Raw genomic sequence first — 23004 nt, 5'->3', positions numbered from 1 at the left:
GACTCCGCCGCCATTATGATCCGACTTCAAAGCCTAACATTACAGCGTGGCCCGCAACGTCTTCTCGAAGACGCCGAGCTGACCCTGCACGCCGGTCACAAAGCCGGCCTGATCGGTGCCAATGGCGCCGGCAAATCCACGTTGTTCGCCCTGTTGCTCGGTGAGCTGACCCCTGATTCCGGGGACTGCCTGCTGCCAGCCGACTGGCGTATCGCCCACATGCGCCAGGAGATCGACACCCTGGACCGCATCGCGATCGACTACGTGCTCGATGGCGACCTGCGTCTGCGTCAGGTGCAACACGACCTGGCCGAGGCCGAGAAAGCCCAGGACGGTGCCGCCCAGGCCCGCCTGCACTCGGAACTCGACAGTGCCGACGGCTACACCGCCGACGCCCGCGCGCGCAAAATGCTCGCCGGCCTCGGGTTCACCAACGAACAGATGGACCGCCCGGTTGCCGACTTCTCCGGTGGCTGGCGCATGCGCCTGAACCTGGCCCAGGCGCTGATGTGCCCCTCGGACCTGTTGCTGCTCGACGAACCGACCAACCACCTGGATCTGGATGCAATCCTGTGGCTGGAGGATTTCCTCAAGAGTTACCCAGGCACGTTGCTGCTGATCTCCCACGACCGGGATTTCCTCGACGCCGTGGTCGATAACATCGCCCATGTCGAACAGAAGAAAATCACCCTCTATCGCGGCGGCTACACCGCGTTCGAGCGGGCCCGTGCCGAACGCCTGGCCCAGCAACAGCAGGCCTTCGAGAAGCAGCAGGCGCAACGTGCGCATATGGAAAGCTACATCGCCCGGTTCAAGGCCCAGGCCACCAAGGCCCGTCAGGCCCAGAGCCGGATCAAGGCCCTGGAGCGCATGGAAGAGCTGTCGGCGGCCCACGTCGATTCGCCGTTCGACTTTGTGTTCCGCGAGTCAGTGAAAATCTCTAGCCCCTTGCTCGACCTCTCGGATGCCCGCCTGGGTTATGGCGACAAGACCATCCTGGAGAAGGTCAAGCTGCAGCTCACCCCGGGCGCGCGCATCGGCTTGCTCGGCCCCAACGGCGCGGGCAAGTCGACGCTGATCAAGAACCTGTCGGGCGAGCTGCAACCCCTGGCCGGACGCCTGACCCGTGGCGAGAACCTGGTGGTGGGCTACTTCGCCCAGCATCAATTGGACTCCCTCGACGCCAAGGCCAGCCCGCTGTTGCACCTGCAACGCCTGGCGCCGACCGAGCGCGAACAGACCCTGCGCGACTTCCTTGGCGGTTTCGACTTCCGTGGTGCGCGCATCGACGAGCCGGTGCTGAATTTCTCCGGCGGCGAAAAAGCCCGCCTGGCCCTGGCCCTGATCGCCTGGGACCGTCCCAACCTGCTGCTGCTCGACGAACCGACCAACCACCTGGACCTGGAAATGCGCCTGGCGCTGACCATGGCCCTGCAGGAATTCAGTGGCGCTGTGCTGGTGGTGTCTCACGACCGCCACTTGCTCAAGAGCACCACCGACAACTTCCTGCTGGTGGCCGATGGCAAGGTCGAAGAGTTTGATGGCGACCTGGACGACTACGCCCGTTGGTTGACCGACTACCGTCTGCGCAACGCGCCGGTCAGCAACACCCCGGTCAACCCGGACAAGACCGACAAAAAAGCCCAGCGCCAGGCTGCTGCGGCCCTGCGCCAGCAGTTGGCACCGCACAAACGCGAAGCCGACAAGCTTGAAGCCGAATTGGGCAAGGTCCACGAACGCCTGGCCAAGATCGAAACCAGCCTCGGCGACAGCGCGGTGTACGAAGCGGCCCGCAAGGATGAGCTGCGCGACCTGCTGGCCGAACAGGCCAAGCTCAAGGTGCGCGAAGGGCAACTGGAGGAGACCTGGATGGAAGCCCTCGAACTGCTGGAAGGCCTGCAAGCGGAGTTGGAGGCGCTGTCCTGATGGAAGCCTTGCAGCTGCCACTGCCGGCGCAATGGATCGAACCGATGTGGGTCGGTGTGCAAATCCTGCTGATCCTGCTGGCCGGTTACCTGGCCCAGCGCTTCGTCGCCAAGGGCCTGACGCGCCTGGGTGAGCGCTATCCGTTTCCGCCGCAACTGCTGATGCCCCTGCGTGGTGGCCTGCGTTGGCTGATCATGGGCAGTGCGCTGATCTTCGTCCTCGAACGCCTGGGGGTCTCGGCCACCGTGCTGTGGACCGCGCTCTCGGGTTTTGTGGCCGTCGCGGCGGTAGCGTTCTTTGCCATGTGGTCGGTGCTGTCCAACCTGCTGTGCGCGATCCTGATCTTCACCGTCGGGCCGTTTCGCCTGGGTGATGTGGTCGAGCTGGTGGACACCGTCGACAAGCCCGGCGTCAAAGGCCGGGTGATCGCGATCAACCTGCTGTACACCACGCTGATCGAAGTGGCCGAAGCGGGCACCGACAGCGCCGTGGTGCAAGTACCCAACAGCCTGTTCTTCCAGCGCTCGGTACGCCGCTGGCGCGGTAGCGATATCAGCCCTTTACCTTAAAAATTCTCTAGCCAGCCCTCGGTCCTTGGCGTTAGCTTAGTGCTGACAACGAATTTGCTACGAGGTGTGTAATGGCGCTCGACACATGGCTGGCCTTCTTCCTGGCCAGTTGGATCATCAGTCTCTCCCCCGGCGCGGGCGCCATCGCCTCCATGTCCAGCGGCCTGCAATATGGTTTCCTGCGCGGTTACTGGAACGCCATTGGCCTGCAATTGGGCCTGGCGATGCAGATTGCCGTGGTGGCGGGCGGCCTGGGCGCCGTTCTGGCGACGTCCTCAACCGCGTTCTATGCGATCAAATGGTTTGGCGTGGCGTACCTGGTGTACCTGGCCGTCAAGCAATGGCGCGCCCTGCCCATGGACATGAGCGATGACGGGCCAGTCCGCCCGATCGGCAAGCCGCTGGCGATGATGTTCCGTGGTTTCCTGGTCAATGCCAGCAACCCCAAGGCTCTGGTGTTCATGCTGGCGGTGCTGCCGCAGTTCGTGAACCCACAGGCGCCGCTGCTGATTCAGTACCTGATCCTCGGTGCGACCATGATTGGCGTGGATATGATCGTGATGGCGGGCTACACCGGGCTGGCGTCGAAGGTGCTGCGCCTGTTGCGCACGCCCAAGCAGCAGAAACGCGTGAACCGCACGTTTGCCGGGTTGTTCGTGGGCGCTGCGGGTTTCCTCGCCAGCCTGCATCGCGCCACGGCCTGACTGAACAAGTCCAATCAAAACTGTGGGAGCAGGCAAGCCAGCTCCCACATTGATGTGTGCTAGCCGAGCCATTGAGCTTCAGTGCAGGATTTTCGGCGCCTCATCCCTTGGCAGGTTGTTGCGCAATGCCGGCTGCCCAGGCTCCTGGTAGCCACCGCCCAGTTGCTCCTGCAGCTGGCGCGCCACATCTTCACCCAAGGTTTTCGACACTTCCTTCACCACCCGTGGCCGGCTCAGGCTGACGCGCACGTCGCGACTGTTCACCAGCTTGGTGTCCTGGCCCTCACCCATGGCGGTAAACGCCGAGGTGATTTCATAGGTGCGGGTGTTGATCAGGCTGAAGTCCGCCACGACCGCCAGTCCCAGCACCGCTGAATAGCTGTTGGTGCGATCCAGGGCGTTGATGTCCTGGGTGAAGTCGATATCCGACAAAGTACCAAACAGCACATAGTCGGCGCCCTTGAAGTGGCCGGCCTTGATCCGCTTGATCACGTCGTACACATCGCCCTTGGCCTCGCTGGTGTAGGGCGTGCCCTGGACCAACTGGAACTGGCGCGACTTGAGAATCTCCCCCTTGATATCGCCGCTGAATTTACGCAGCTCACTCTGTTCGATGTAGCTGTTGCGGCTCTCGAACTCGGTGTAGCTGGACGCACCGCTGGCGTTGTACGGGCTGGCCTGGAAGTTATTGGTCGCCGCGACGGCGTGGATGTATTCCTCCACCCGCGCCTCGTAGGCCAGGTCCGTCACCGCGATTTTCGGCGCCGCCCAGGCGCCAACGCTGCACAGCAGGGCGATGATGCCGATCCATGGACGCATGGCTTAGCGCTCCGTGGTCTTGCGGATTTCTTTTTCGTCCATCCATTCCGCCAGGCCGCTTTCGACGTCGATCAACTGCAGGCTGAACTTGTAGAACACGTCCTTGTAGTCGGCGCTGCGCTTAACGATGGAGCTGATGGAGCCTTCCAGGCGGTACTTGGCGGCAACCATGTTGCCGGTCTTGCTGACCGTGGATTTCTTGTACAGGCCGCTCTGGTTTTGCAGCTTGAGCTGGTCGACCTGGCTTTGCATATCGGTGTTGTCGCTGGCGAAGCGGGCGGTGCCGGTCTTCATCAGTTGGGTCTTAATCGAGGTGGTGATCTCGCGGGTGTCGATGTACTCGCTGGTCTTGTTCTTCACGTCATACACCTGCACCACCGGGCGGCCCTGGAGGATGCCGGACTGCGCCAGGGAGCGGGTCATGCTTTCGGCGATCATCTGCAGGTCGGTGGAACCGAACTCGTTGGTCACCAGTTCCACGGCCTTGGTGTCGCCGTAGCTGATATTTTTACCGCCGATGACCGGCGAGGTGTTGGCGCAGCCGCTGGCCAGGACGGCGACTACGGCGAGGAACGAAAAGCGTACAAACATGGGAATGTCTCTCGAAAACTGAATAGGGGGCTGGCTCAAGGCGTCTTGACTTCAAGGCGGAAGTCGGCGGCCTGGGGCAGGTTGGCGATGGCCGGCAGGAAGGTGGCCTGGTTGGCGTAGAGGTTCAGCACTTTCCAGGTTTCTTCGTCACCCACCGGGAAGCCATCGGCGCCCAGCCAGGCGAAGCGGTAATACATCATCTGGTTGCTGCTGGTGATGTTGCTCAGTTGCACCTTGGCCGTCAGGAAGCCGTTCTCGCGGGCTACCCGAATGGCGCCGACGGCGATGCCCTTGAACTTGCCCATCACCACGACTTTGCTCGCGGCGCTGCCTGGTTCCGGCGGCGGGGTGGCGCAACCGGCGAGGAAGATCAGCGCCAGGGCGCCGAGGATGAAATGACGCATAGCGTGCTCCTTAAGGTTGTTTGAGGCTGGCGACGGCCTGGGCCGGGTTGCTCGCGACCACATGGGCGGCCACGCCGCTGGTGAAGACCTGGTTGCCGACCACTCGCAAAGTGATCACCTGATGGCGTTGTTCGGCCTTGACCGTCACCAGGGTGCCGCCCAAGGCATTGGGCAGGCTCACCTGGTGCTCACCGTGCTTGAGGCGCAGGCGCGTGACCTGGGTCAGGTCCGGCAGGGTGCGCCAGGTGCGGGTATCGGCGCCTTCGGTGACGGCGGACGCGATGCCCAGCACCAGGCCGGCCATCGGGTTGGTCTGGTTGAGGTTTTTTTGCGTCACGCCGCGGCTGATGGCGCGCACGGTGGTACGCAGGATGATCCCCGGCATGTCGTCGCGCAGGGCGCGGCGCGACATTGCAGTGGTGCTGTTGAGGGGCGTGAGGTTCTGCTGCCGACCATCGACGCCGATCTGCGCAAAGGTGGCCGTCGAAGTGTCTGGCTTGATCACCGGGAACGACAGCGGTGTGATCACCCAATGCCCGTCGATAGGGATCGGCAACGGCAGGCGGATCGAGTCGCGGGCCGGCGCCAGGCCGCTCTGCACTACGATCAGCACGTCGCTTTCGTCAGCTGCCACGCGGGAGGCATCCAGGTCGAGCAGGGCCTGTTCCAGCAACGGTGTATTGGGGCGCAGTTCGGCGGCTTTGCGGTAGCCCGGCGCGGCCAGGTCCTTTTCGCCCAAGGCTTCGTAGATGAAACCGGCCAGGTAATGACTGAACGCGCTCTGGTAGCTGTTCTTCAGGCCCACCACGTCCGGCGCATCGAGACTTTCCACCGGATAGCCGCGCAGATCCTTGAACTGCGTGGCCACGCCCTGGCGCTCGGCTTCGTTTTCGCGCTTGAGGTATTCCTTGTCCCGCAGTTCGGCGATCACCGCTTCGCGTTCGTGGGTTTTCTTGATTTCGGTGCGCGCGCCGTCGAAGTCATTGACGGCCAGCAGGTTCAACGCCATCTGGGTGGTGAGCATGACTTTTTCATAGTCATACCCTTCGTAGCGCCGCACCTTGTCGTTGACCAGGAAGCTACCGAATTGCGCGAGATAGCGCTCGGTGTCGAACCTGACCGACTCTTCCCACTTGTACACCACCAGGTCTGCCCGGTGCCAAGCCGCCTGGCTGCCGGTCAGATCGCCCTTGGCCCGCAGCAACTCGCCTTTTTCGAAGTAGTAGAGAAGGTCTTTGTCTTCGCTGCTGTTGTTCTTCTCCAGCAGGGTCAGCGCGCCATCGACATTGCCGCTGGCCAACTGCTGGTTGGTGGCTTGCAGTTCAGTGTCGTAGCTGCGGAACATCGAACAGCCCGACAGCAGCGTGAGTGCCGCGAGGGCAAGGGAGGTAAAGACGCGAGATGCCATTGAGGTGCTGCTTCCCTGAGCGTAATCGGCCGAAGGGGCTGGTCGGGCCAAATAACCAAGTGCAGGAAAAACCTTTTCCCACACATCCCTCATAAAAAGAGGAGCCTAAATGCCGTTTCGCGATAACGAAGGCGGCGCATTATAGGCCTCGTTACTGGCAAAACAATGGCTTTTCCGCTGCTTTATTTGAGGGTTGGCCCCTACCTGAGCGAGTCATTTCAGCGGCCAAAGCACTAACGTCTTGAGTCAAACCGATTAACATTCGACAATGTGTTACTTCTTGTTTCCATTTGGGATTCATTCATGACTGCCCCCTCCCGTTTTCTCGCCTGGCTGTTGCTGCCGGCGTTGGTGTCGTGCAGCTTCAATCTGCTGGCTGCTACCGCAGAGGGTGCGCCCCAGGCCCTGCATTTACTGGACTACATTGGCGCTGACTATCCGCCGACGGTGGAGGCGGGCAAGGTGGTCGACGACTCCGAATACCGCGAACAGGTGGAGTTTCTCGGCGTGTTGCAGGGGCTGGTGGTAGAGCTGCCCGACAAGCCCGAGCGTGCGAGCCTGGTCAAAGGCGTCGATGAGCTGCTGGCCGCTGTCACTAACCGCCAGGATGGCAACGCGGTAGCGCGCCAGGCGCGTCAACTGGGTGCGCAACTGGCGGCCGCCTATGAGGTCAGCCAGGCGCCGGCCATTACCCCGGACCCTACGCGCGGTGCGCCGCTGTACGCCCAGCACTGTTCGGTGTGCCACGGTGACGCCGGTGCGGGCGATGGCCCGGCCGGTGTCGGTATGGCCCCACCGCCGGCCAACCTGCGCGATGCCCAGCGTCTGGACCGTCTGAGCCTCTACGGTATCTACAACACCCTGGGCCTGGGCGTCGAAGGCACCGACATGCCGTCGTTCGCCGACCAGTTGGATGACCGGCAGCGCTGGGACCTGGCCACCTATATCGCCGGCTTTACTGCCGACCCGGCCGCCGCGAAAAGCGAAAAATCCTTCAACCTGGCCGACCTGGCACGCCAGACCCCGGAAGAAGTGCTGGCCGCCGAGGGGCCGGACGCGGTCCGGGTGTTCCGCGCCCAGCGCGCCCAGCCGCCCCAGGTCCAGCGTGGCCCGGCGCAGTTGCTGGAGTACACCGCTGCCACCCTGGACAAGAGCCTGGCAGCGTTCCGCAGCGGTGAGCACGAACAGGCCTACGACCTGTCGGTAGCGGCGTACCTGGAAGGCTTCGAGCTGGTGGAAAGCTCCCTGGACAACGTCGATGCCAACGTGCGCAAGGACACCGAGAAAGCCCTGATGGCGTATCGGCAGTCGTTGCAGGATGGTTTGCCGATCGAGCAGGTCCAGCAGCGCCTGGACGTGGCCAAGGGCAAACTCACTGAAGCGGCCGGCCTGTTGGGCGGCGACGGCCTGAGCTGGTCGTTGAGCTACATCTCGGGCTTGCTGATTCTGCTGCGTGAAGGGTTGGAAGCGATTCTGGTGCTGGCGGCAATCCTGGCCTTTTTGCGTAACACCGGCCAGCAATCGGCGGTGCGCAGTGTCAACGTCGGTTGGGCCCTGGCGTTGGTCGCCGGTGCGGCGACCTGGGCCCTGGCGGCGTATGTGATTGACGTCAGCGGCGCCCAGCGTGAACTGCTCGAAGGCTGTACGGCGCTGTTTGCCAGCGTGATGGTGCTGTGGCTCGGGGTGTGGATGCACGACCGACGCCACGCGGCCGCCTGGCAGGACTACATCAAGAGCAGCCTGGTCGGCGGTGGTGGGCGTTTTGGGTTTGCGGTCCTGGCGTTCTTCTCGGTGTACCGCGAACTGTTCGAAGTGATCCTGTTCTACGAAACCCTGTGGCTGCAAGCCGGTCCTGCCGGGCATAACGCGGTACTGGCCGGTGGCGCCACGGCGCTGGTGCTGTTGATGGGCTTGGCGTGGATCATCCTGCGCGGTTCGGCGAAGCTGCCGTTGGCGCTGTTCTTCGGGATTAACGCGGCGTTGCTGTGCGCGCTGTCGGTGGTATTTGCCGGGCATGGCGTGAAGGCGTTGCAGGAAGCGGGCATCTTCGGCACCCGGCCGGTGGCGTTCTTTGACTTCGACTGGCTGGGCATCCATGCCGATGCGTATTCGTTGAGTGCCCAGGCCGTGGCGATCATTGCGATTGTGGTGCTGTACAGCCGCAGCCGGTTGGCCGATAAGCGCCGGGTGGCGGCTTCCTGAAGGTACTGGCGGTCAAGTTGTGGGAGCTGGCTTGTGTGGACGCTGGCTCCCACACAAGCCAGCTCCCACATTTTTAATCGGTGTCGCCCATTCAGTCGCTCTCGTGGGTCAGCTCCAGCACCCGGTCCACCAGCTTGTTGATCCCCGATGCCACTTCGCTGATGTTTTTGCCCAGCATATAGGCCGGCGTGCTCACCAGCTTGCGCGCCTTGTCTTCGACGATTTCGTCTACCGCGCATTCCTGGTGGGTGGCACCCATCTTGTCCAGGGCGGCCGCGGTGTCGGCGTCGTTGCCGATGGTGCAGGTCACGCCAGGGCCGTAGATTTTTGCCGCCAGGGCCGGCGAGATGCAGATCAGCCCCACGGGCTTGCCTGCTTCGGCAAAGGCTTCGGCCAGTGCCAGTACGTCCGGGTTGACGCTGCAACCGGCGCCTTCGATGGCAAAGTTCGACAGGTTCTTCGCCGCGCCAAAACCGCCGGGCACGACCAGCGCATCGAACTCTTCCACGCGGGCCTCGCGAATGTCTTTCACCTCGCCTCGGGCGATGCGCGCCGACTCCACCAATACATTGCGCGACTCGGGCATTTCTTCGCCCGTGAGGTGATTGATCACATGCAGCTGCGCGATGTCCGGGGCAAAGCACTGAACCTGAGCGCCGCGCTGATCCAGGCGCAGCAGCGTGATAACACTTTCATGGATTTCAGCGCCGTCGTACACGCCACAGCCGGAAAGGATCACTGCAATCTTTTTGCTCATGGGCATTTCTCCTGATTTATGGCGTTAAATGTCTACTTATTTGTCTCGCATTGCCATTGGGATATCCGGTCACTGGCCTAACCTTGATGTAACAATAATTGACCGGACTGGCCCATGGACTTCGTCCCTTACGCGGTACCGTTTTTCATTGCCTTGATTGTGGTCGAACTGTTGGCTGACCGTTGGCGCGGCGAGCGCAACTACCGGGTGGCTGACGCCATCAACAGCTTGAGCACCGGTGTATTGTCCACCACCACTGGGCTGCTGACCAAAGGCGTGGGCCTGCTGACCTACGCCTTCGCCCTCAAGCATTTGGCACTGTTCGAGCTGCCAACCCAGAGCGCCTGGACCTGGGTGTTCGCCTTTGTCCTCTACGACTTCTGCTACTACTGGCTGCATCGCTGCGGCCACGAGCGCAATATTCTGTGGGCGGCGCACTCGGTGCATCACCAGAGCGAGGACTATAACCTCACCACCGCCTTGCGCCAGACCAGCACGGGCTTTTTGCTGAGCTGGATCTTCTATCTGCCACTGGCTGTCGTCGGCGTGCCGCTGCTGGTGTTTATCAGCGTGGCGTCGCTCAACCTGTTGTATCAATTCTGGGTGCATACCCGCCATGTGCCCAAGCTCGGTTGGTTCGAGTGGTTTTTCGTCACCCCGTCCAATCATCGGGCCCACCATGCACAGAACGCTCTCTACATGGATCGCAACTACGGCGGGGTGTTCATTATTTGGGACCGTTTGTTTGGCTCGTTCCAGGAAGAAGACGAAAACGAGCCGGTGATCTTTGGTGTGACCACGCCTCTGGCCAGTTGGAATCCGCTGTGGGCCAACCTGCAGTTCTATGCCCAGCTGTGGAGTGATGCCCGGCGTACCGAAAGTGGGTGGGACAAACTGCGCATCTGGTTCATGCGCACCGGCTGGCGCCCGGCGGACGTCAAGGCCAAGTACCCACTGGCCAAGCCGGACTTGAGCCAGTTCCGTAAATTCGAGGTGCCCCTGGACGCGCGCCAGCAGATTTACATCGCCCTGCAATTTGCCGCGTATGTGGGTTTGGGCAGCTATCTGATGAATGTTGGCGAGGGCATGCCGACGGCTGCGCTTGTGCTGGGTTGGAGTGTGATGGCGCTGGGCCTGTTTACCCTGGGCGTGGCCCTGGAGAATCGCCCGTGGGTCTTGAAGGCCGAGCTGCTGCGGTTGGGGCTGAATGTGCCGCTGGTGTGGCTGGCGCCGCTGGTCGGGTTGTGGCCGGCCAGTGCGTTGGGCTGGCCGGGGCTGGCCAGCTATAGCCTGCTCAGTGTCATCGGCCTCTACTGTTGCAGGGGCCGGCTTACTCGATGGGTGTCGTAGGCTCGGGCTTTTTCGGCTCGGCCAGTTGCTCCTGCTCCAGCCGGGCTTTTTCGGCCGCGCAGTTTTCCCGGGTCAGGCGGGCGTTGCGGATGCGCCGGCGCAGCCACAAGCCCAGGCCGAGTACCAGCAAGGCACCCAGCACCCACAGCTCATATTTCTTGACGCTACCCAGCATACCTTCGAGCACGGCGCCGAAGTGGTAGGCCGCCGCGCCCAGTGCTGCTGCCCAGATCGCCGCGCCGATGCCGTTGAGCAACAGGTAGCGCCCCGGCGGGTAGCCGGACAAGCCAATGGCCACGGGCATGACCGTGCGCAGGCCATAGACGAAGCGGAAACTCAGAACCCAGATATCGGGGTGTCGGCGGATATGCTCCAGTGCCCGATCGCCCAGCAGTTGCCAGCGTGGCCTGCGCGCCAACAATTTGCGCCCATGCTTGCGGCCCATGAAGTACCAGAGCTGGTCGCCGGCGTAGCTGCCGAAGAACGCCACCACCACCACCACGTTGATATCCATGTATCCGCGGAACGCAAGGAAGCCTGCGAGAACCAGGATGGTCTCACCTTCAAAGAACGTCCCCAGGAAGAGGGCAAAGTAGCCAAAGTCATTCAGAAATTGTTGGAGCATTGTCTGGGTGCTGGCGAAATGAACGCGCAGCCTACGCCTTCGTGAACATTCATGAAAGTATCGAGATGTGTCACGAAGTGAACATTTCCTACGGAAAGCATGAATGCGACTACAGGTCACATGCCGGTCGTATGAGTAAGCACAACTGTCATTCCTTCGTCATAATGGCCGCTTATAACTGTCACGCTCGCCCGTCAAGCCGGGCTCAGGAGTCTGCCGTGAGCTTTACCCCCGCCCAACGCCTGTTTCCCGCTACCCGCCTGCGCCGCAACCGTCGTGATGATTTTTCCCGTCGTCTGGTGCGTGAAAACGTCCTGACGGTGAATGATCTGATCCTGCCGGTGTTTGTGCTCGACGGTGAAAATCGTCGGGAAGCGGTGGCGTCGATGCCGGGTGTCGAGCGTTTGACCATTGATCTGCTGCTGCAAGAGGCGGCGCAGTGGGTTGAACTGGGGATCCCGGCGCTGGCGCTGTTCCCGGTCACACCCGCCGGGCTCAAGTCCCTGGACGCCGCCGAGGCCTGGAACCCCGAAGGCATTGCCCAGCGTGCGACCCGCGCCCTGCGCGAGCGTTTCCCGGAGCTTGGGGTGATTACTGACGTGGCGCTGGACCCGTTTACCACCCACGGGCAGGATGGCATCCTGGATGAAGAAGGCTATGTGCAGAACGACATCACCGTCGACGCACTGGTCAAGCAGGCGCTGTCCCATGCCGCTGCAGGCGCCCAGGTGGTGGCCCCGTCAGACATGATGGACGGCCGGATCCAGGCGATCCGCGAGGCGTTGGAACTGGCCGGGCACGTCAATGTGCGGATCATGGCCTATTCAGCCAAGTACGCCAGCGCCTACTACGGCCCGTTCCGCGATGCGGTCGGCTCGGCGTTGAACCTGGGCAAGGCCAACAAGGCCTCGTACCAGATGGACCCGGCCAATAGCCACGAAGCCCTGCACGAAGTGGCGGCGGACCTGGCTGAAGGCGCTGATATGGTGATGGTCAAGCCCGGTATGCCGTACCTGGACATCCTTTATCGGGTCAAGGAGGAATTCAAGGTGCCGACCTTTGTCTATCAGGTCAGTGGTGAATACGCCATGCACATGGCTGCGATTCAAAATGGCTGGTTGAGTGAAGGCGTCATCCTGGAATCCCTTACCGCCTTTAAACGTGCGGGTGCCGATGGCATCCTGACTTACTTTGCCGCCCGTGCCGCCCAATTGCTTAGAGAGCAACAATAGCCCTCACAGGAACACTCGATGAATACCGAAGGACTCACAGAAGTTGCCGTAAAAGATGCGCACCCGGTAGTTGAACAGGTCGCCGAAACCCCGCCGGAGCTTGCGCCTGAGCAGCCTGCCGTGGTCGCGGAGCCGGTGGTGGCGGCACCGCCTATCGTGATTCCGAACCTGGATGACAGCAGCCTGTACATCCATCGCGAGCTGTCGCAACTGCAATTCAATATCCGCGTGTTGGAACAGGCGCTGGATGAGTCCTATCCGTTGCTGGAGCGTTTGAAGTTCCTGCTGATCTTCTCCAGCAACCTGGACGAGTTCTTCGAGATTCGTGTCGCCGGCCTCAAGAAACAGATCACCTTTGCCCGTGAGCAGGCCGGCGCCGACGGCTTGCAGCCGCACCAGGCCCTGGCGCGCATCAGCGAGCTGGTGCATGGCCATGTGGATCGCCAATACGCCATCCTCAACGACATCCTGCTGCCGGAGCTGGAAAAGCACCAAGTGCGCTTCATCCGTCGCCGCAACTGGACCGTCAAGCTCAAGACCTGGGTCCGTCGCTATTTCCGTGACGAGATCGCGCCGATCATCACCCCGATTGGCCTGGACCCGACGCACCCGTTCCCGCTGCTGGTGAACAAGAGCCTGAACTTTATCGTCGAGCTCGAAGGGATCGATGCCTTCGGCCGTGATTCGGGCCTGGCGATCATTCCCGCACCGCGCCTGTTGCCACGCATCATCAAGGTACCGGAAGAGGTCGGGGGGGCTGGCGATAACTATGTATTCCTTTCGTCGATGATCCACGCCCACGCCGATGACCTGTTCCAGGGCATGAAGGTCAAGGGTTGCTACCAGTTCCGCCTGACCCGAAACGCCGACCTGGCGGTAGACACCGAAGACGTCGAAGACCTGGCCCGCGCCCTGCGTGGCGAGCTGTTCTCGCGGCGCTACGGTGACGCGGTGCGCCTGGAAGTGGCGGATACCTGCCCCAAACATTTGTCGGACTACCTGCTCAAGCAATTCAACCTGGCCGAGACCGAGCTGTACCAGGTCAACGGCCCGGTGAACCTGACGCGCCTGTTCAGCATCACCAGCCTGGACAGCCATCCGGAGCTGCAATACACGCCGTTCACCCCGCAGATTCCGAAACTGCTGCAAAACAGCGAAAACATCTTCAGCGTGGTCAGCAAGCAAGACATTCTGCTGCTGCACCCGTTCGAGTCGTTCACCCCGGTGGTCGATCTGTTGCGCCAGGCCGCCAAGGACCCCCATGTCCTGGCCGTGCGCCAGACCCTCTACCGCAGCGGTGCCAACTCGGAAATCGTCGATGCGCTGGTGGACGCCGCGCGTAACGGCAAGGAAGTCACGGTGGTGATCGAGCTGCGTGCGCGGTTCGACGAAGAGTCCAACCTGCAACTGGCCAGCCGCCTGCAAGCGGCCGGTGCGGTAGTGATCTATGGCGTGGTGGGCTTCAAGACCCACGCCAAGATGATGCTGATCCTGCGCCGCGAGGCCGGTGAGATCGTGCGTTACGCGCACCTGGGCACCGGTAACTATCACGCCGGCAACGCCAAGCTCTACACCGACTACAGCTTGCTGACTTCCGACGACGCGCTGTGCGAAGACGTCGGCAAACTGTTCAGCCAGTTGATCGGTATGGGCAAGACCCTGCGCATGAAAAAGCTGCTGCATGCGCCGTTCACCCTGAAGAAGGGCATGCTCGACATGATTGCCCGCGAGACCCAGTTCGCCCTCGACGGCAAGCCGGCGCACATCATCGCCAAGTTCAACTCGCTGACCGATCCGAAGATCATCCGCGCGCTGTACAAGGCCAGCCAGTCCGGCGTGCGTATCGACCTGGTGGTGCGTGGCATGTGCTGCCTGCGCCCGGGCATTGCCGGGGTGTCCCACAATATCCATGTGCGTTCGATCATCGGCCGCTTCCTGGAGCACACGCGGGTGTTCTACTTCCTCAATGGCGGTGAAGAGCAGATGTTCCTCTCCAGCGCCGACTGGATGGAGCGCAACCTCGACAAGCGTGTGGAGACCTGCTTCCCGGTGGAAGGCAAGAAGCTGATCATGCGGGTCAAGAAAGAGTTGGAGAGTTATCTGACCGATAACACCCACAGCTGGAGCCTGCAGTCCGATGGGCGCTACGTGCGCAACACCCCGACGGGCAACCAGAACCCGCGCAGTGCCCAGGCTACGTTGCTGGAGCGGTTGGGCAGCCCGTTGCTGGCGGTTCGCTGATATCGACTAGACCTACATCCCTCACTGGGAAATCGGACAGGACCGTCAGATTTCCCAGGTTGGGGATCCCATGCTCCCGTTCCTAGACTGACCTTGGGCTATCAGACGATAGCCTGTACAGGGCAGTTAAGGAGTTTTCGATGGTGGGATCAGGCATAGGTATCGGGTTCGGAACTGCGGGGCTATTCGAGGCGCTGGCCTTGCCGCCGAAGGGCTACCGCAGTGCACAGGCCATGGCGTCCGATATGGCTGGGGCGGTAGTCACTTCAGAGTCCCTGGTGCGGGACTCATTAAAAAGTATTGCCAACATCGATCAGGGTCTGCAGGGCGGCAATGCCTTTGTGCAGGTTAACCCCGATGCGCGTGAACAGGCTCGGGCGCGTGACCAGGAGCGAGCCAGCGGTACCGTGCGCGGTTTTTTGCACGGCGTGCCGATTGCCCTGAAAGATGTCTTCGAAACCAGTGGGAAAATGCACACCAGTGCCGGTTCCCGTGCGCTGGTCGGCTCACCGACGAGCAAAAACGCCAAGGTTGTGGATAACTTGCTCAAGGCCGGGGCCGTGATCGTGGGCAAGACCAATATGAGCGAACTGTCCAACTTCCGCTCCAGCGTGCCGGTGGATGGCTGGAGCTCCCGTGGTGGGCAAACGCTTAACCCCCATCGGCTGGGAGGGCAGGTGGCAGGGTCCAGTTCGGGATCGGCGGTGGCGGTCGCCCAGGGGCTTGTGCCGCTGGCATTGGGCATCGAGACCAATGGCTCGGTGATTGCCCCGGCGGCCTACAACGGCGTGGTCGGTTTGAAAACCACGGCCGGGCTGGTGAGTACCGAAGGGGTGATGACCAGTTCAAAACTGGACGCGGTGGGCACCTTTACGCGCAACGTGCGCGATGCTGGCGAAGCGCTCAATGCCATGACCGAAACAACGGCCTACACCGCCGGGCTCACACCGGATGCCTTGCAGGGCAAGCGCATTGGCTACACGCCGCTGCCGGTGCTGTCGCCTGAAGACGCCAGGGACCCGGCCCTGCGTGCGGACCGGAAGCACTTCGAAGACGCGATCGCGATGCTCGGGGCCAAGGGGGCAGTCATGGTGCCGATAGGCAGGCTGGACGCGGGTGTCTCACGTGAGGCTTACGATCAATACAGTGACGCGCTGCTGGCCGGGATCAAGCAAAACCTGAACAGCTACCTGGCCGGCCGGGAAGGCCTGCCAGTGAAGTCGCTGGCTGAACTGATTGCCTTCAACGAGCGCGACAAGCAAGCCGGGGAACCGGACCAGGCGTTGCTGGAGCACATCAACAGCCTGGACGTGACGGATGAGCAGCGCGAGCAACTGTGGGCGGCCGTTCTGCCGATTTTCAAAGGCACCCTCGACAAGCCGCTGAGCGAACACCGCCTCGATGCCATCGTGTCGAACTTTCGCGCCGACAGTTACTACTTTGCCGCCGCCGCCGGTTACCCCGGCATCTCGGTGCCCTCGGGCATGGATGATGAGGGTATGCCGACCGCGCTGCACTTTTACGGTACGGGCAACAGTGAAGCCACACTGCTCGCGGTCGCCTATGGTTATGAACAGGCCACGCAGGCTATCCGTGAGCCGGCGTTCCTGCCGGGGGCGCCGGTGTCGTCCGAGAGCGTCTAGGGGTTAGCGCACATTCAGGCTGAAGCCCACTCGCGTCAGCCACTCGGCTTCCTGGGCGAAATCCGCCTGGGTCAGTTGGTTCTCGTCCAGCCAGCCTTTAGGGAACACCACATCCAGGCTGTCGCCGTTGGCGCGCAGGGTGACTTGCGGCATCTGCTGAGTGCCGCGAATGTGGTGGAACAGGATCGCAAAGCGCAGCAGGGCACACAGGCGAATCAGCTTGATGCCCTCGGCGCCGAACTCGGCGAACTTGTCCCTGGGGATGTTACGGCGATGGCCGCGCACCAGCAGCGCCAGCATCTGCTGATCCTCGCGGGAAAACCCTGCCAGGTCGGAGTGTTCGATCAGGTACGCGCCGTGTTTGTGGTAATGGTAGTGGGCGATATCCAGCCCTACTTCATGGACCTTGGCGGCCCAGCCCAGCAGTTCACGCCAGACCCCGTCTTCCAGTTCCCAATCTGCAGCGACCTGGTCGAAGGCATGCAACGCTTTGCGCTCGACCCGCGCCGCCTGTTCCAGGTCGACGTGGTAACGCTCCATTAGCGAGCCCAGGGTGCGTTCACGCACGTCTTCGTGGTGATGGCGACCCAGCAGGTCGTAGAGCACGCCTTCACGCAGGGCGCCATCGCAATGGTCCATGCGTTGCAGTTCGAGGGCGTCGAAGATGGCTTCGAGGATTGCCAGGCCTGCAGGGAAGATGGTCCGGCGGTCGGGCTTGATGCCGTCGAAGTCGATCTTCTCGGCATCCCCAAGTTTGAACAGCTTGCGCTTGAGCCAGGCCAGGCCTTCGGCATTCACCTCACCGGTGCCATGGCCGCCGGCCTTCAGGGCCAGGCCGATGGCGCGGATAGTGCCGGATGAGCCGATGGCTTCATCCCAGGTCAGGCGGTGCAGGGCGTGTTCGATGCTCATGATCTCCAGCCGCGCCGCCGTGTACGCCTGGGCGTAGCGGGCCGGGGTGATCTTGCCGTCCTTGAAATAGCGCTGGGTGTAGCTGACGCAACCCATTTGCAGGCTTTCGCGCAGCAACGGCTCGAAGCGCTGGCCGATGATGAACTCGGTGCTGCCGCCGCCAATGTCGGCCACCAGGCGCTTGCCGGGGGTGTCGGCCAGGGTGTGGGAGACGCCGAGGTAGATCAGGCGTGCTTCTTCACGGCCGGAAATCACTTCTACCGGGTGCCCGAGGATCTCCTCGGCACGGCGGATGAATTCGCCGCGGTTACGCGCTTCGCGCAACGCGTTGGTGCCGACGATGCGCACGGCGCCCTGGGGCATGCCGTTGATCAGTTGGGCAAAACGCTTGAGGCAATCGAGCCCGCGCTGCATGGATTCTTCGTTGAGCTTGCGCTCGTCGTCGATTCCGGCAGCCAGTTGTACCTTTTCGCCGAGCCGCTCAAGGATGCGGATCTCACCGTTCTGGGCCTTGGCCACGACCATGTGAAAGCTGTTGGAGCCCAGGTCGATGGCGGCGATCAGGGACAGATTCTTGGCTTGGGATTGCGGCATGGGTAGGGGATCTCGGTCGATAACCTCGCCATCGTGCCACGATCAAACGCTGACGCCAACGCGTAGTGCGCAGAGGAGTTCTCCTACGGAGGTTCGGGACGCAGGTTTGTAGGGAATGTAGGGGGGCTCCATTGGTTCCTTGTAATTATTCCGTAGGATCTATGGGAAACAGTAGAATTTCAAAATTTGGAAACTTCTCTTGATTTAACCTACATCTTAAGAACAGTTATACCCATTGGTTATTTTTTTGGTACTACTCTTAAGCTTGGTTAAGGCGACGATTGTTTTTTATTGTTCTGACAGTAATTAGGGTATTGTCTTATTCTTTAGTGGGGTGCATGCGGGAGAGACTGTCACTCGGCAATTCTGCCTTGGTGTTATTTATTTACAGCTCATTTGTCACGGATGGCGGGATGTTGGGCAATGCAATTGCCCGGGTAGGAATAAAGGCACCTGATAACTTCTAGTGACAGGTTCAGCATGAAAAAAATATCTGGTTTGGTAATGGGTGTTGTCTGTTTGGCCGCAAGCGTGGTTGCACACGCCGATACAAGTGGTTCGGGGAACTTGAGGGTCATTGGTACTATCAAGCCAGCGCCCTGCACGGTCAGTATCAGCAGCGGCGTCATTGATTATGGTCAGATCAGTGCAGCTTCTATCTCGCCAAATGCTTTCAACCCCTTGCAGGAGAAAACCCTGCCGCTGTCCGTGAACTGCGGCACCGCGGCTACGCAGATGGCGCTGTCGGTATCTGACACGCAGGCGGCCAGCACCGTTGCGGGTATCCTGGGAACCGGCTTCGCCGAATCCCAGAACTTTGGCCTGGGTGCGGTGGATGGCCGGCGTACCGGTGGCTATTCGGTCAGGCTTTCGAACCTGTCCAGCGGCGGTGCCAGCCTGCTACCGCTCAAAAGGACCAGTTCTGTCGCAGCCTGGATGTATAGCGCCGATGGCCGGGTCGACAAGTTCCCGTACCAGCACTCCTGGAGCCGCACCACCAGCCCGGTTCCAGCACTGGTCAACGTTGTCAGCGGCACGATCAACGTCAAGGCCGTCATCAACCGGGGCAGCGCCCTGGACCTGAGCAAGGATGTTCCTTTGAACGGCCTTGCCACCTTAGTCGTTACTCGTATCTAAACAGGTAGTAAATCCGCACTGCAGTCGTAACTAGCTGTTGCGACTGCGTGCGGGCTGCTTACAGTCCTGGATCTATTGACGGTCTCTTAAATTGTGTGTGGGTAGAACTTGATGAGTTTTCTTTTCAATACAGTTACTGCCCTGCTAGGGGGCGTAAGTCTTTCTCTGCTATTACATGGCAACGTACTGGCTGACGGTATGGAGCCTGAAACATCTGTTGTAATTCTTTATGAAGAAAATGGCGAAGCGACTATTAATGTCAAGAATACTGATGCCGGTCCGGCTTTATTACATTCGGTCATTCAAAATCTTGCTGAAGACCCGGAACCATTATTGATTGTTACGCCGCCGATTGCGCGCGTGGAACCTGGCGAAACACAACTAGTGCGCTTTATCGCAACCCTCAAGGAACCACTCAAGACTCAACGCTTGAAGCGGGTCACTTTTGAAGGGATTCCCCAGGCCAGGGCCGAAGGGCGTGCGACCATTGGTATCACCATTCGCCAGGACCTGCCGCTGATCCTGCACCCCCAGGGTTTGCCGCGGCTTGAAGAGCCCTGGAAGTTGCTCAAGTGGACCCTGCAAGGCAATCGCCTGGCCGTGCAGAACGACAGTGCCTACGTTGTCCGCCTGGGTTTACAGGTGCAGCTGCTGCCGGCCAAGCGCCCGGCAATATTGTCGCGCACCTATGTGCTGCCTGGCGAAACGCTGTGGACCACGGTCGAGGGCAATGTCGCAGGGGTCAATGCCGTCGAGATTCAACCGGCGACGGTCTACGGCTATTCGACCTCCGTCTACCAGGCTCCCGTTGCTGTCGAGGCGGGTTGATCGAGCTATGAGAACTGTCGATAAAGCCGGTTGTTTCAATCAGTCCGCATCGTTCTTCCGGGCCCCGGGCTCCCTGGCGTATGGCTCGGGCATTGTCATCGGGCTGGCCTCACTGTGCAGCGGGCCTGCCCATGCCTTGGAGCTGGGAGAGGGGTTTGATCTTGCCGTTCTCTCTGCGAACGGTATTGACCCGAAGGTTGCCCATTATTTTCGCAGTGCGGCGCGCTTTCGCGAGGGCGTCCATGTGGTCGGGTTGAGGGTCAACGGCAACCCACTGGGCTTGGTGGAAGCGCGTTTCGACTATGAAGGGCAGCTGTGTTTTACCCCCGGCCTGCTGGAAAAGGCCGGGCTGCGCGTCCCGGCGACGGTCACTCGGCAGGGCATCGCGCGCGATCAGGCGTGCCATGATTTTGTCGGTGAGTACCCGGCGACCCTTGTGCGGCTGAGCCCTGGCAGCGATGAAGTCTCCCTGGTGGTGCCCACCCAGTCGATGCGCGAGTTTGAATGGGGCGGGGGCAATGCTTCCCAAGGTGGCATGGCGGCCTTGTTCAACTACGACGTGCAGGGTTTTGAGGATCGTTTCAACAGTGGCTCTTCCCGCTCCGTCTCCGCCTATACCGAGGCGGGGTTCAACCTGGGCAACTGGATTGTGCGCAGTCGCCAGTTTTATATCTCCGATAATGGCAAGGCCAGCAGCGAGCATGTGAACGCCTACGCCCAGCGCGACTTCGCGGGCCTGCGCTCGACCTTCCAGGTGGGTCAGATCTCCAGCAACAACCCGGTGTTCGGCGGGCTGCAGCTCTCCGGCCTGCAACTGTTCCCAGATGGGCAGTCGCGCGCGGCCGGCGGCAGCGCGGTGGTGGTCGAAGGGCTGGCTCGCAGCCCGTCCAGGGTGGAGGTGCGCCAGTCAGGGGTGTTGATCCATACCACCCTGGTACCGGAAGGCCCTTTTTCCCTGACTGACCTGCCGTTACTCAATGGCACCAGCGACCTGGAGGTAAACGTGATTGGCACCCGTGGCGGTGGGCACAGCTTCAGGGTACCAGCGGCGTCCTTTGGCGCGAGTGTGCCGGTGGTGCCGGGCTACTTCTTTTCCATGGGCAAGGTGCGGGGCGCAACGCTGGGCGAGCGGGAGCCCCCGGTGGTGGCGATGGCCAGTGGTACCTGGGGCCTTGGGCGCAGTTCTTCACTGGGCTTTGGCCTATTGAGCACTGACGAGTACCAGGCTGCGGGCGGAACATGGAGCAGCGTTTTTTTCCAGCGGCTGGCAGTGGGCGGGCGTCACAACCTGTCTCGCGATGGTTCAGGCAATGTCAGCGGCGCTCGCAGCTCCATTTCATTGAGTAGCCCGCTGTCTGCCAGCCTTGAGGCCAACCTCAGTGCTACACGCCAGACACGGGGGTATCGCGAAGTCACGGAAGCCGGGCTGTCGAGCGCCCGCGACGACCTGGACGCGCGCTTCAAGAACCAATACACCCTGGGCCTGAGCTGGGCTGACCCGCTGTTGGGTGGCTTCTCCATCAGCTACTCGCACAGTGCGCAATTTGACGGGCAATCGGCTGAACATGTCTTTGCCTCCTGGAACCGAGACTTCAGTGGCACCCAGGTGTCGTTGATCGCCGACTCCCGGGTGGGTGGGGCTCGACCGCGCAAGGAGCGGAATATCCGCCGCCACGAGCGCAATGATGCTCTCGAGACAGGGCTGTCGCTGCGGTTGCAAGTCACCATGCCATTTGGCGGCGAACGTCGTGTCACTTCCTATGCCAGCCGGCGCGGGGGCGAGGTGGAGTTCGGCAGTGCGTTCAGTGATCGGGTGAACGACTATGTGAATTATGAGGTGGGTGTTTCCCGGGAGCAGGCGAGTGGTGATCAGTCGGTTCAAGGCCGGGTAAATGCCATACCGCGTTACACCCAGGTTGGCTTGGGCATGCGTCGCGACTCTTTCAGTACCAGCTACACCGGGCAATTGCAGGGTGGCGTGGTGGCCCATGAACGCGGTGTGACGTTCTCGCCCTACGCCGTCCAGGACACCTTTGGCATCGTCTCGGTGGGCGATGTTGGCGCGGTCAAGGTCGCGACCCCCCAGGGCCCGGTCTGGACCGATTATCGCGGGCAGGCGGTGATCGCCGGTTTGCCGGCCTACCTCAACAGTAACGTTGAGGTGCAGACCCACTCCCTGCCCAAGCGTGTCGACCTGAAAAACGGCACCAAGGCACTCACGGCGGGTCGTGGATCCTTCAATACCGTTGATTTCGAGGTGGTGAAAGTGCGCCGCCTGCTGCTGGAAGTGCGTGACGAGCAAGGGCGCCCCTTGCCTCAAGGGGCCTCGGTATTCGGCCCGGACAATGCCTTCCTGACCAGCGTGGTGGGTGAGGGCATGGTGTTCCTGAACAATCTGGACGAGTCGCCAACCCTGAGCGTCTCCCTGCCGGATTCAACCTCCTGTGTATTGCAATTCAACCCTGAGCCAGAAACCGATGACGACAAACTCTACGAAACAGGTTCGGCAGTCTGCCGTGCGCAGTGAGTCCCTGAACCGCCTTGGGCCTGGCCTCGCTCTGTGCAGCGTGCTCCTGTGGGCGGGGCTGATGCCGGGGGAAGCGCTGGCGGGTGAATGCCGTATGTCCTTGAGCCAGCCCCGGGTCGACTACGGTTTGATCCGCAGCGCGGAGCGGGCGGGAGACCAGTTGGCCCTGGGGAAACGCACGCTGCAACTGAACATTGCCTGTGCCGAGTCGGCACCCATGGCCCTGCGTTTCACGGGGGTGTCTGCCGGGTCGAAAGGCTTTCGGTTCGGCCGCCAAGGCTATTTCACCCTGAGCCTGCAGCATCCTCAGGTGGATGGGCAGGCGGTGGAGTTGCGGGTGTCGGGAGAGCCGCCAAGCGGACAGTTGTTGCCCGGCCAGACGCTGGTCGCACGGGCAGGCGGCGCCCCGATACACGGGCGCCGATTTACAGCGCTGGTGAACATCGAGACCTTTGTGCCAGCGGTCGGGCTGGCAGTGCGTGACGAAACGGCCTTCGAGGGGCAGGGCAGTTTCGAATGGGTACCCGGCGCCTGA

The 23004-nt window shown here is 61.5% G+C and carries 19 protein-coding genes; 12 read left to right on the top strand and 7 right to left on the bottom strand.

Going from position 1 to position 23004, the window contains the following annotated elements; genetic code table 11:
• Positions 1 to 15: 15 nt before the first annotated feature.
• The 3 genes from K1X80_RS27815 (at position 16) to K1X80_RS27805 (ending at position 3199) form a co-directional block, all read left to right on the top strand.
• Positions 16 to 1926 (top strand): ATP-binding cassette domain-containing protein, encoded by a 1911-nt coding sequence (locus tag K1X80_RS27815; RefSeq protein WP_057960966.1) that lies wholly within the window; start codon positions 16 to 18, stop codon positions 1924 to 1926.
• Entirely contained in the window at positions 1926 to 2495 is a 570-nt protein-coding gene (locus K1X80_RS27810) for a mechanosensitive ion channel family protein (protein ID WP_120734326.1), read from the top strand. Before K1X80_RS27815 ends, K1X80_RS27810 begins: the two co-directional genes overlap by 1 nt.
• Positions 2496 to 2566: 71 nt before the next feature.
• A complete protein-coding gene (locus K1X80_RS27805) occupies positions 2567 to 3199 on the top strand; it encodes a LysE family transporter (RefSeq protein WP_057960965.1) in 633 nt (210 codons plus the stop codon).
• Between the two features lie 78 nt (positions 3200 to 3277).
• Here the strand turns inward: K1X80_RS27805 and K1X80_RS27800 are convergent, their stop codons facing one another.
• From K1X80_RS27800 to K1X80_RS27785, 4 genes are read right to left on the bottom strand one after another with little or no spacing between them, the layout of a single operon-like run.
• Positions 3278 to 4018, bottom strand: coding sequence for a hypothetical protein (locus tag K1X80_RS27800; protein WP_057440467.1), 741 nt, complete (start codon positions 4016 to 4018; stop codon positions 3278 to 3280).
• Positions 4019 to 4021: 3 nt separating this feature from the next.
• Positions 4022 to 4609, bottom strand: a complete 588-nt coding sequence (lpoB, locus tag K1X80_RS27795) for a penicillin-binding protein activator LpoB (RefSeq protein WP_057960964.1) — start codon at positions 4607 to 4609, stop codon at positions 4022 to 4024.
• A gap of 35 nt (positions 4610 to 4644) precedes the next feature.
• On the bottom strand, positions 4645 to 5013 hold the full coding sequence (locus tag K1X80_RS27790) for a YcfL family protein (protein ID WP_029289599.1): 369 nt from the start codon (positions 5011 to 5013) through the stop codon (positions 4645 to 4647).
• A 10-nt stretch (positions 5014 to 5023) separates the two neighbouring features.
• On the bottom strand, positions 5024 to 6421 hold the full coding sequence (locus tag K1X80_RS27785; RefSeq protein ID WP_057440465.1) for a COG3014 family protein: 1398 nt from the start codon (positions 6419 to 6421) through the stop codon (positions 5024 to 5026).
• 303 nt (positions 6422 to 6724) lie between these two features.
• Between K1X80_RS27785 and K1X80_RS27780 the strand changes: the two genes are divergently transcribed.
• Positions 6725 to 8623, top strand: a complete 1899-nt coding sequence (locus K1X80_RS27780) for an FTR1 family protein (protein ID WP_120734324.1) — start codon at positions 6725 to 6727, stop codon at positions 8621 to 8623.
• 91 nt (positions 8624 to 8714) lie between these two features.
• Here K1X80_RS27780 and elbB read toward each other — a convergent pair whose 3' ends face one another.
• The gene (gene elbB, locus K1X80_RS27775; RefSeq protein WP_057440464.1) at positions 8715 to 9380 is read right to left on the bottom strand and encodes an isoprenoid biosynthesis glyoxalase ElbB; all 666 of its coding nucleotides are present in this window, start codon (positions 9378 to 9380) and stop codon (positions 8715 to 8717) included.
• Between the two features lie 114 nt (positions 9381 to 9494).
• On the opposite strand from elbB, the gene K1X80_RS27770 reads away from it, so the two are divergent.
• Entirely contained in the window at positions 9495 to 10730 is a 1236-nt protein-coding gene (locus K1X80_RS27770) for a sterol desaturase family protein (protein WP_198791880.1), read from the top strand.
• Here K1X80_RS27770 and K1X80_RS27765 read toward each other — a convergent pair.
• Positions 10711 to 11355, bottom strand: a complete 645-nt coding sequence (locus K1X80_RS27765; RefSeq protein WP_057960959.1) for a DedA family protein — start codon at positions 11353 to 11355, stop codon at positions 10711 to 10713. The two genes, K1X80_RS27770 and K1X80_RS27765, sit on opposite strands and share 20 nt — an antisense overlap.
• 218 nt (positions 11356 to 11573) lie before the next feature.
• Between K1X80_RS27765 and hemB the strand changes: the two genes are divergently transcribed.
• The 3 genes from hemB to K1X80_RS27750 all read left to right on the top strand — a co-directional run bounded on the left by hemB (position 11574) and on the right by K1X80_RS27750 (position 16471).
• Positions 11574 to 12587, top strand: a complete 1014-nt coding sequence (gene hemB / locus K1X80_RS27760) for a porphobilinogen synthase (protein WP_057960958.1) — start codon at positions 11574 to 11576, stop codon at positions 12585 to 12587.
• Positions 12588 to 12605: 18 nt separating this feature from the next.
• Entirely contained in the window at positions 12606 to 14828 is a 2223-nt protein-coding gene (gene ppk1 / locus K1X80_RS27755) for a polyphosphate kinase 1 (protein WP_057960957.1), read from the top strand.
• Between the two features lie 233 nt (positions 14829 to 15061).
• Entirely contained in the window at positions 15062 to 16471 is a 1410-nt protein-coding gene (locus K1X80_RS27750; RefSeq protein ID WP_128593637.1) for an amidase family protein, read from the top strand.
• A gap of 3 nt (positions 16472 to 16474) precedes the next feature.
• Here K1X80_RS27750 and ppx read toward each other — a convergent pair whose 3' ends face one another.
• Entirely contained in the window at positions 16475 to 17977 is a 1503-nt protein-coding gene (ppx, locus tag K1X80_RS27745) for an exopolyphosphatase (RefSeq protein ID WP_057960956.1), read from the bottom strand.
• Positions 17978 to 18457: 480 nt separating this feature from the next.
• Here ppx and K1X80_RS27740 point away from each other — a divergent pair, with 480 nt between their 5' ends.
• The 4 genes from K1X80_RS27740 (at position 18458) to K1X80_RS27725 (ending at position 23004) form a co-directional block, all read left to right on the top strand.
• Positions 18458 to 19114: a DUF1120 domain-containing protein gene (locus K1X80_RS27740; RefSeq protein WP_169989464.1), complete on the top strand. Its 657-nt coding sequence runs from the start codon at positions 18458 to 18460 to the stop codon at positions 19112 to 19114.
• 111 nt (positions 19115 to 19225) lie between these two features.
• Positions 19226 to 19942 (top strand): fimbria/pilus chaperone family protein, encoded by a 717-nt coding sequence (locus K1X80_RS27735; protein WP_081044323.1) that lies wholly within the window; start codon positions 19226 to 19228, stop codon positions 19940 to 19942.
• Positions 19943 to 19949: 7 nt separating this feature from the next.
• Complete coding sequence (locus tag K1X80_RS27730; RefSeq protein ID WP_169989463.1) at positions 19950 to 22469, top strand: fimbria/pilus outer membrane usher protein; 2520 nt, start codon at positions 19950 to 19952, stop codon at positions 22467 to 22469.
• Between the two features lie 94 nt (positions 22470 to 22563).
• A complete protein-coding gene (locus K1X80_RS27725) occupies positions 22564 to 23004 on the top strand; it encodes a hypothetical protein (RefSeq protein WP_309500955.1) in 441 nt (146 codons plus the stop codon).

It is taken from the genome of Pseudomonas sp. So3.2b, from assembly GCF_019464415.1.
In the GTDB taxonomy this organism is placed as follows: domain Bacteria; phylum Pseudomonadota; class Gammaproteobacteria; order Pseudomonadales; family Pseudomonadaceae; genus Aquipseudomonas; species Aquipseudomonas shahriarae.
This window is presented reverse-complemented; position numbering and strand designations above follow the sequence as displayed.

Bases quoted from the DNA above. Each gene is read 5' to 3' on its own strand.
- ppk1 (WP_057960957.1), top strand. From the start codon at position 12,606: ATGAATACCGAAGGACTCACAGAAGTTGCCGTAAAAGATGCGCACCCG.
- K1X80_RS27730 (WP_169989463.1), top strand. From the start codon at position 19,950: ATGAGAACTGTCGATAAAGCCGGTTGTTTCAATCAGTCCGCATCGTTC.
- ppx (WP_057960956.1), bottom strand. From the start codon at position 17,977: ATGCCGCAATCCCAAGCCAAGAATCTGTCCCTGATCGCCGCCATCGAC.
- K1X80_RS27750 (WP_128593637.1), top strand. From the start codon at position 15,062: ATGGCGTCCGATATGGCTGGGGCGGTAGTCACTTCAGAGTCCCTGGTG.
- K1X80_RS27770 (WP_198791880.1), top strand. From the start codon at position 9,495: ATGGACTTCGTCCCTTACGCGGTACCGTTTTTCATTGCCTTGATTGTG.
- K1X80_RS27810 (WP_120734326.1), top strand. From the start codon at position 1,926: ATGGAAGCCTTGCAGCTGCCACTGCCGGCGCAATGGATCGAACCGATG.
- K1X80_RS27725 (WP_309500955.1), top strand. From the start codon at position 22,564: ATGTCCTTGAGCCAGCCCCGGGTCGACTACGGTTTGATCCGCAGCGCG.
- K1X80_RS27780 (WP_120734324.1), top strand. From the start codon at position 6,725: ATGACTGCCCCCTCCCGTTTTCTCGCCTGGCTGTTGCTGCCGGCGTTG.
- elbB (WP_057440464.1), bottom strand. From the start codon at position 9,380: ATGAGCAAAAAGATTGCAGTGATCCTTTCCGGCTGTGGCGTGTACGAC.
- K1X80_RS27740 (WP_169989464.1), top strand. From the start codon at position 18,458: ATGAAAAAAATATCTGGTTTGGTAATGGGTGTTGTCTGTTTGGCCGCA.
- lpoB (WP_057960964.1), bottom strand. From the start codon at position 4,609: ATGTTTGTACGCTTTTCGTTCCTCGCCGTAGTCGCCGTCCTGGCCAGC.
- K1X80_RS27805 (WP_057960965.1), top strand. From the start codon at position 2,567: ATGGCGCTCGACACATGGCTGGCCTTCTTCCTGGCCAGTTGGATCATC.
- K1X80_RS27765 (WP_057960959.1), bottom strand. From the start codon at position 11,355: ATGCTCCAACAATTTCTGAATGACTTTGGCTACTTTGCCCTCTTCCTG.
- K1X80_RS27785 (WP_057440465.1), bottom strand. From the start codon at position 6,421: ATGGCATCTCGCGTCTTTACCTCCCTTGCCCTCGCGGCACTCACGCTG.
- K1X80_RS27790 (WP_029289599.1), bottom strand. From the start codon at position 5,013: ATGCGTCATTTCATCCTCGGCGCCCTGGCGCTGATCTTCCTCGCCGGT.
- K1X80_RS27815 (WP_057960966.1), top strand. From the start codon at position 16: ATGATCCGACTTCAAAGCCTAACATTACAGCGTGGCCCGCAACGTCTT.
- K1X80_RS27735 (WP_081044323.1), top strand. From the start codon at position 19,226: ATGAGTTTTCTTTTCAATACAGTTACTGCCCTGCTAGGGGGCGTAAGT.
- K1X80_RS27800 (WP_057440467.1), bottom strand. From the start codon at position 4,018: ATGCGTCCATGGATCGGCATCATCGCCCTGCTGTGCAGCGTTGGCGCC.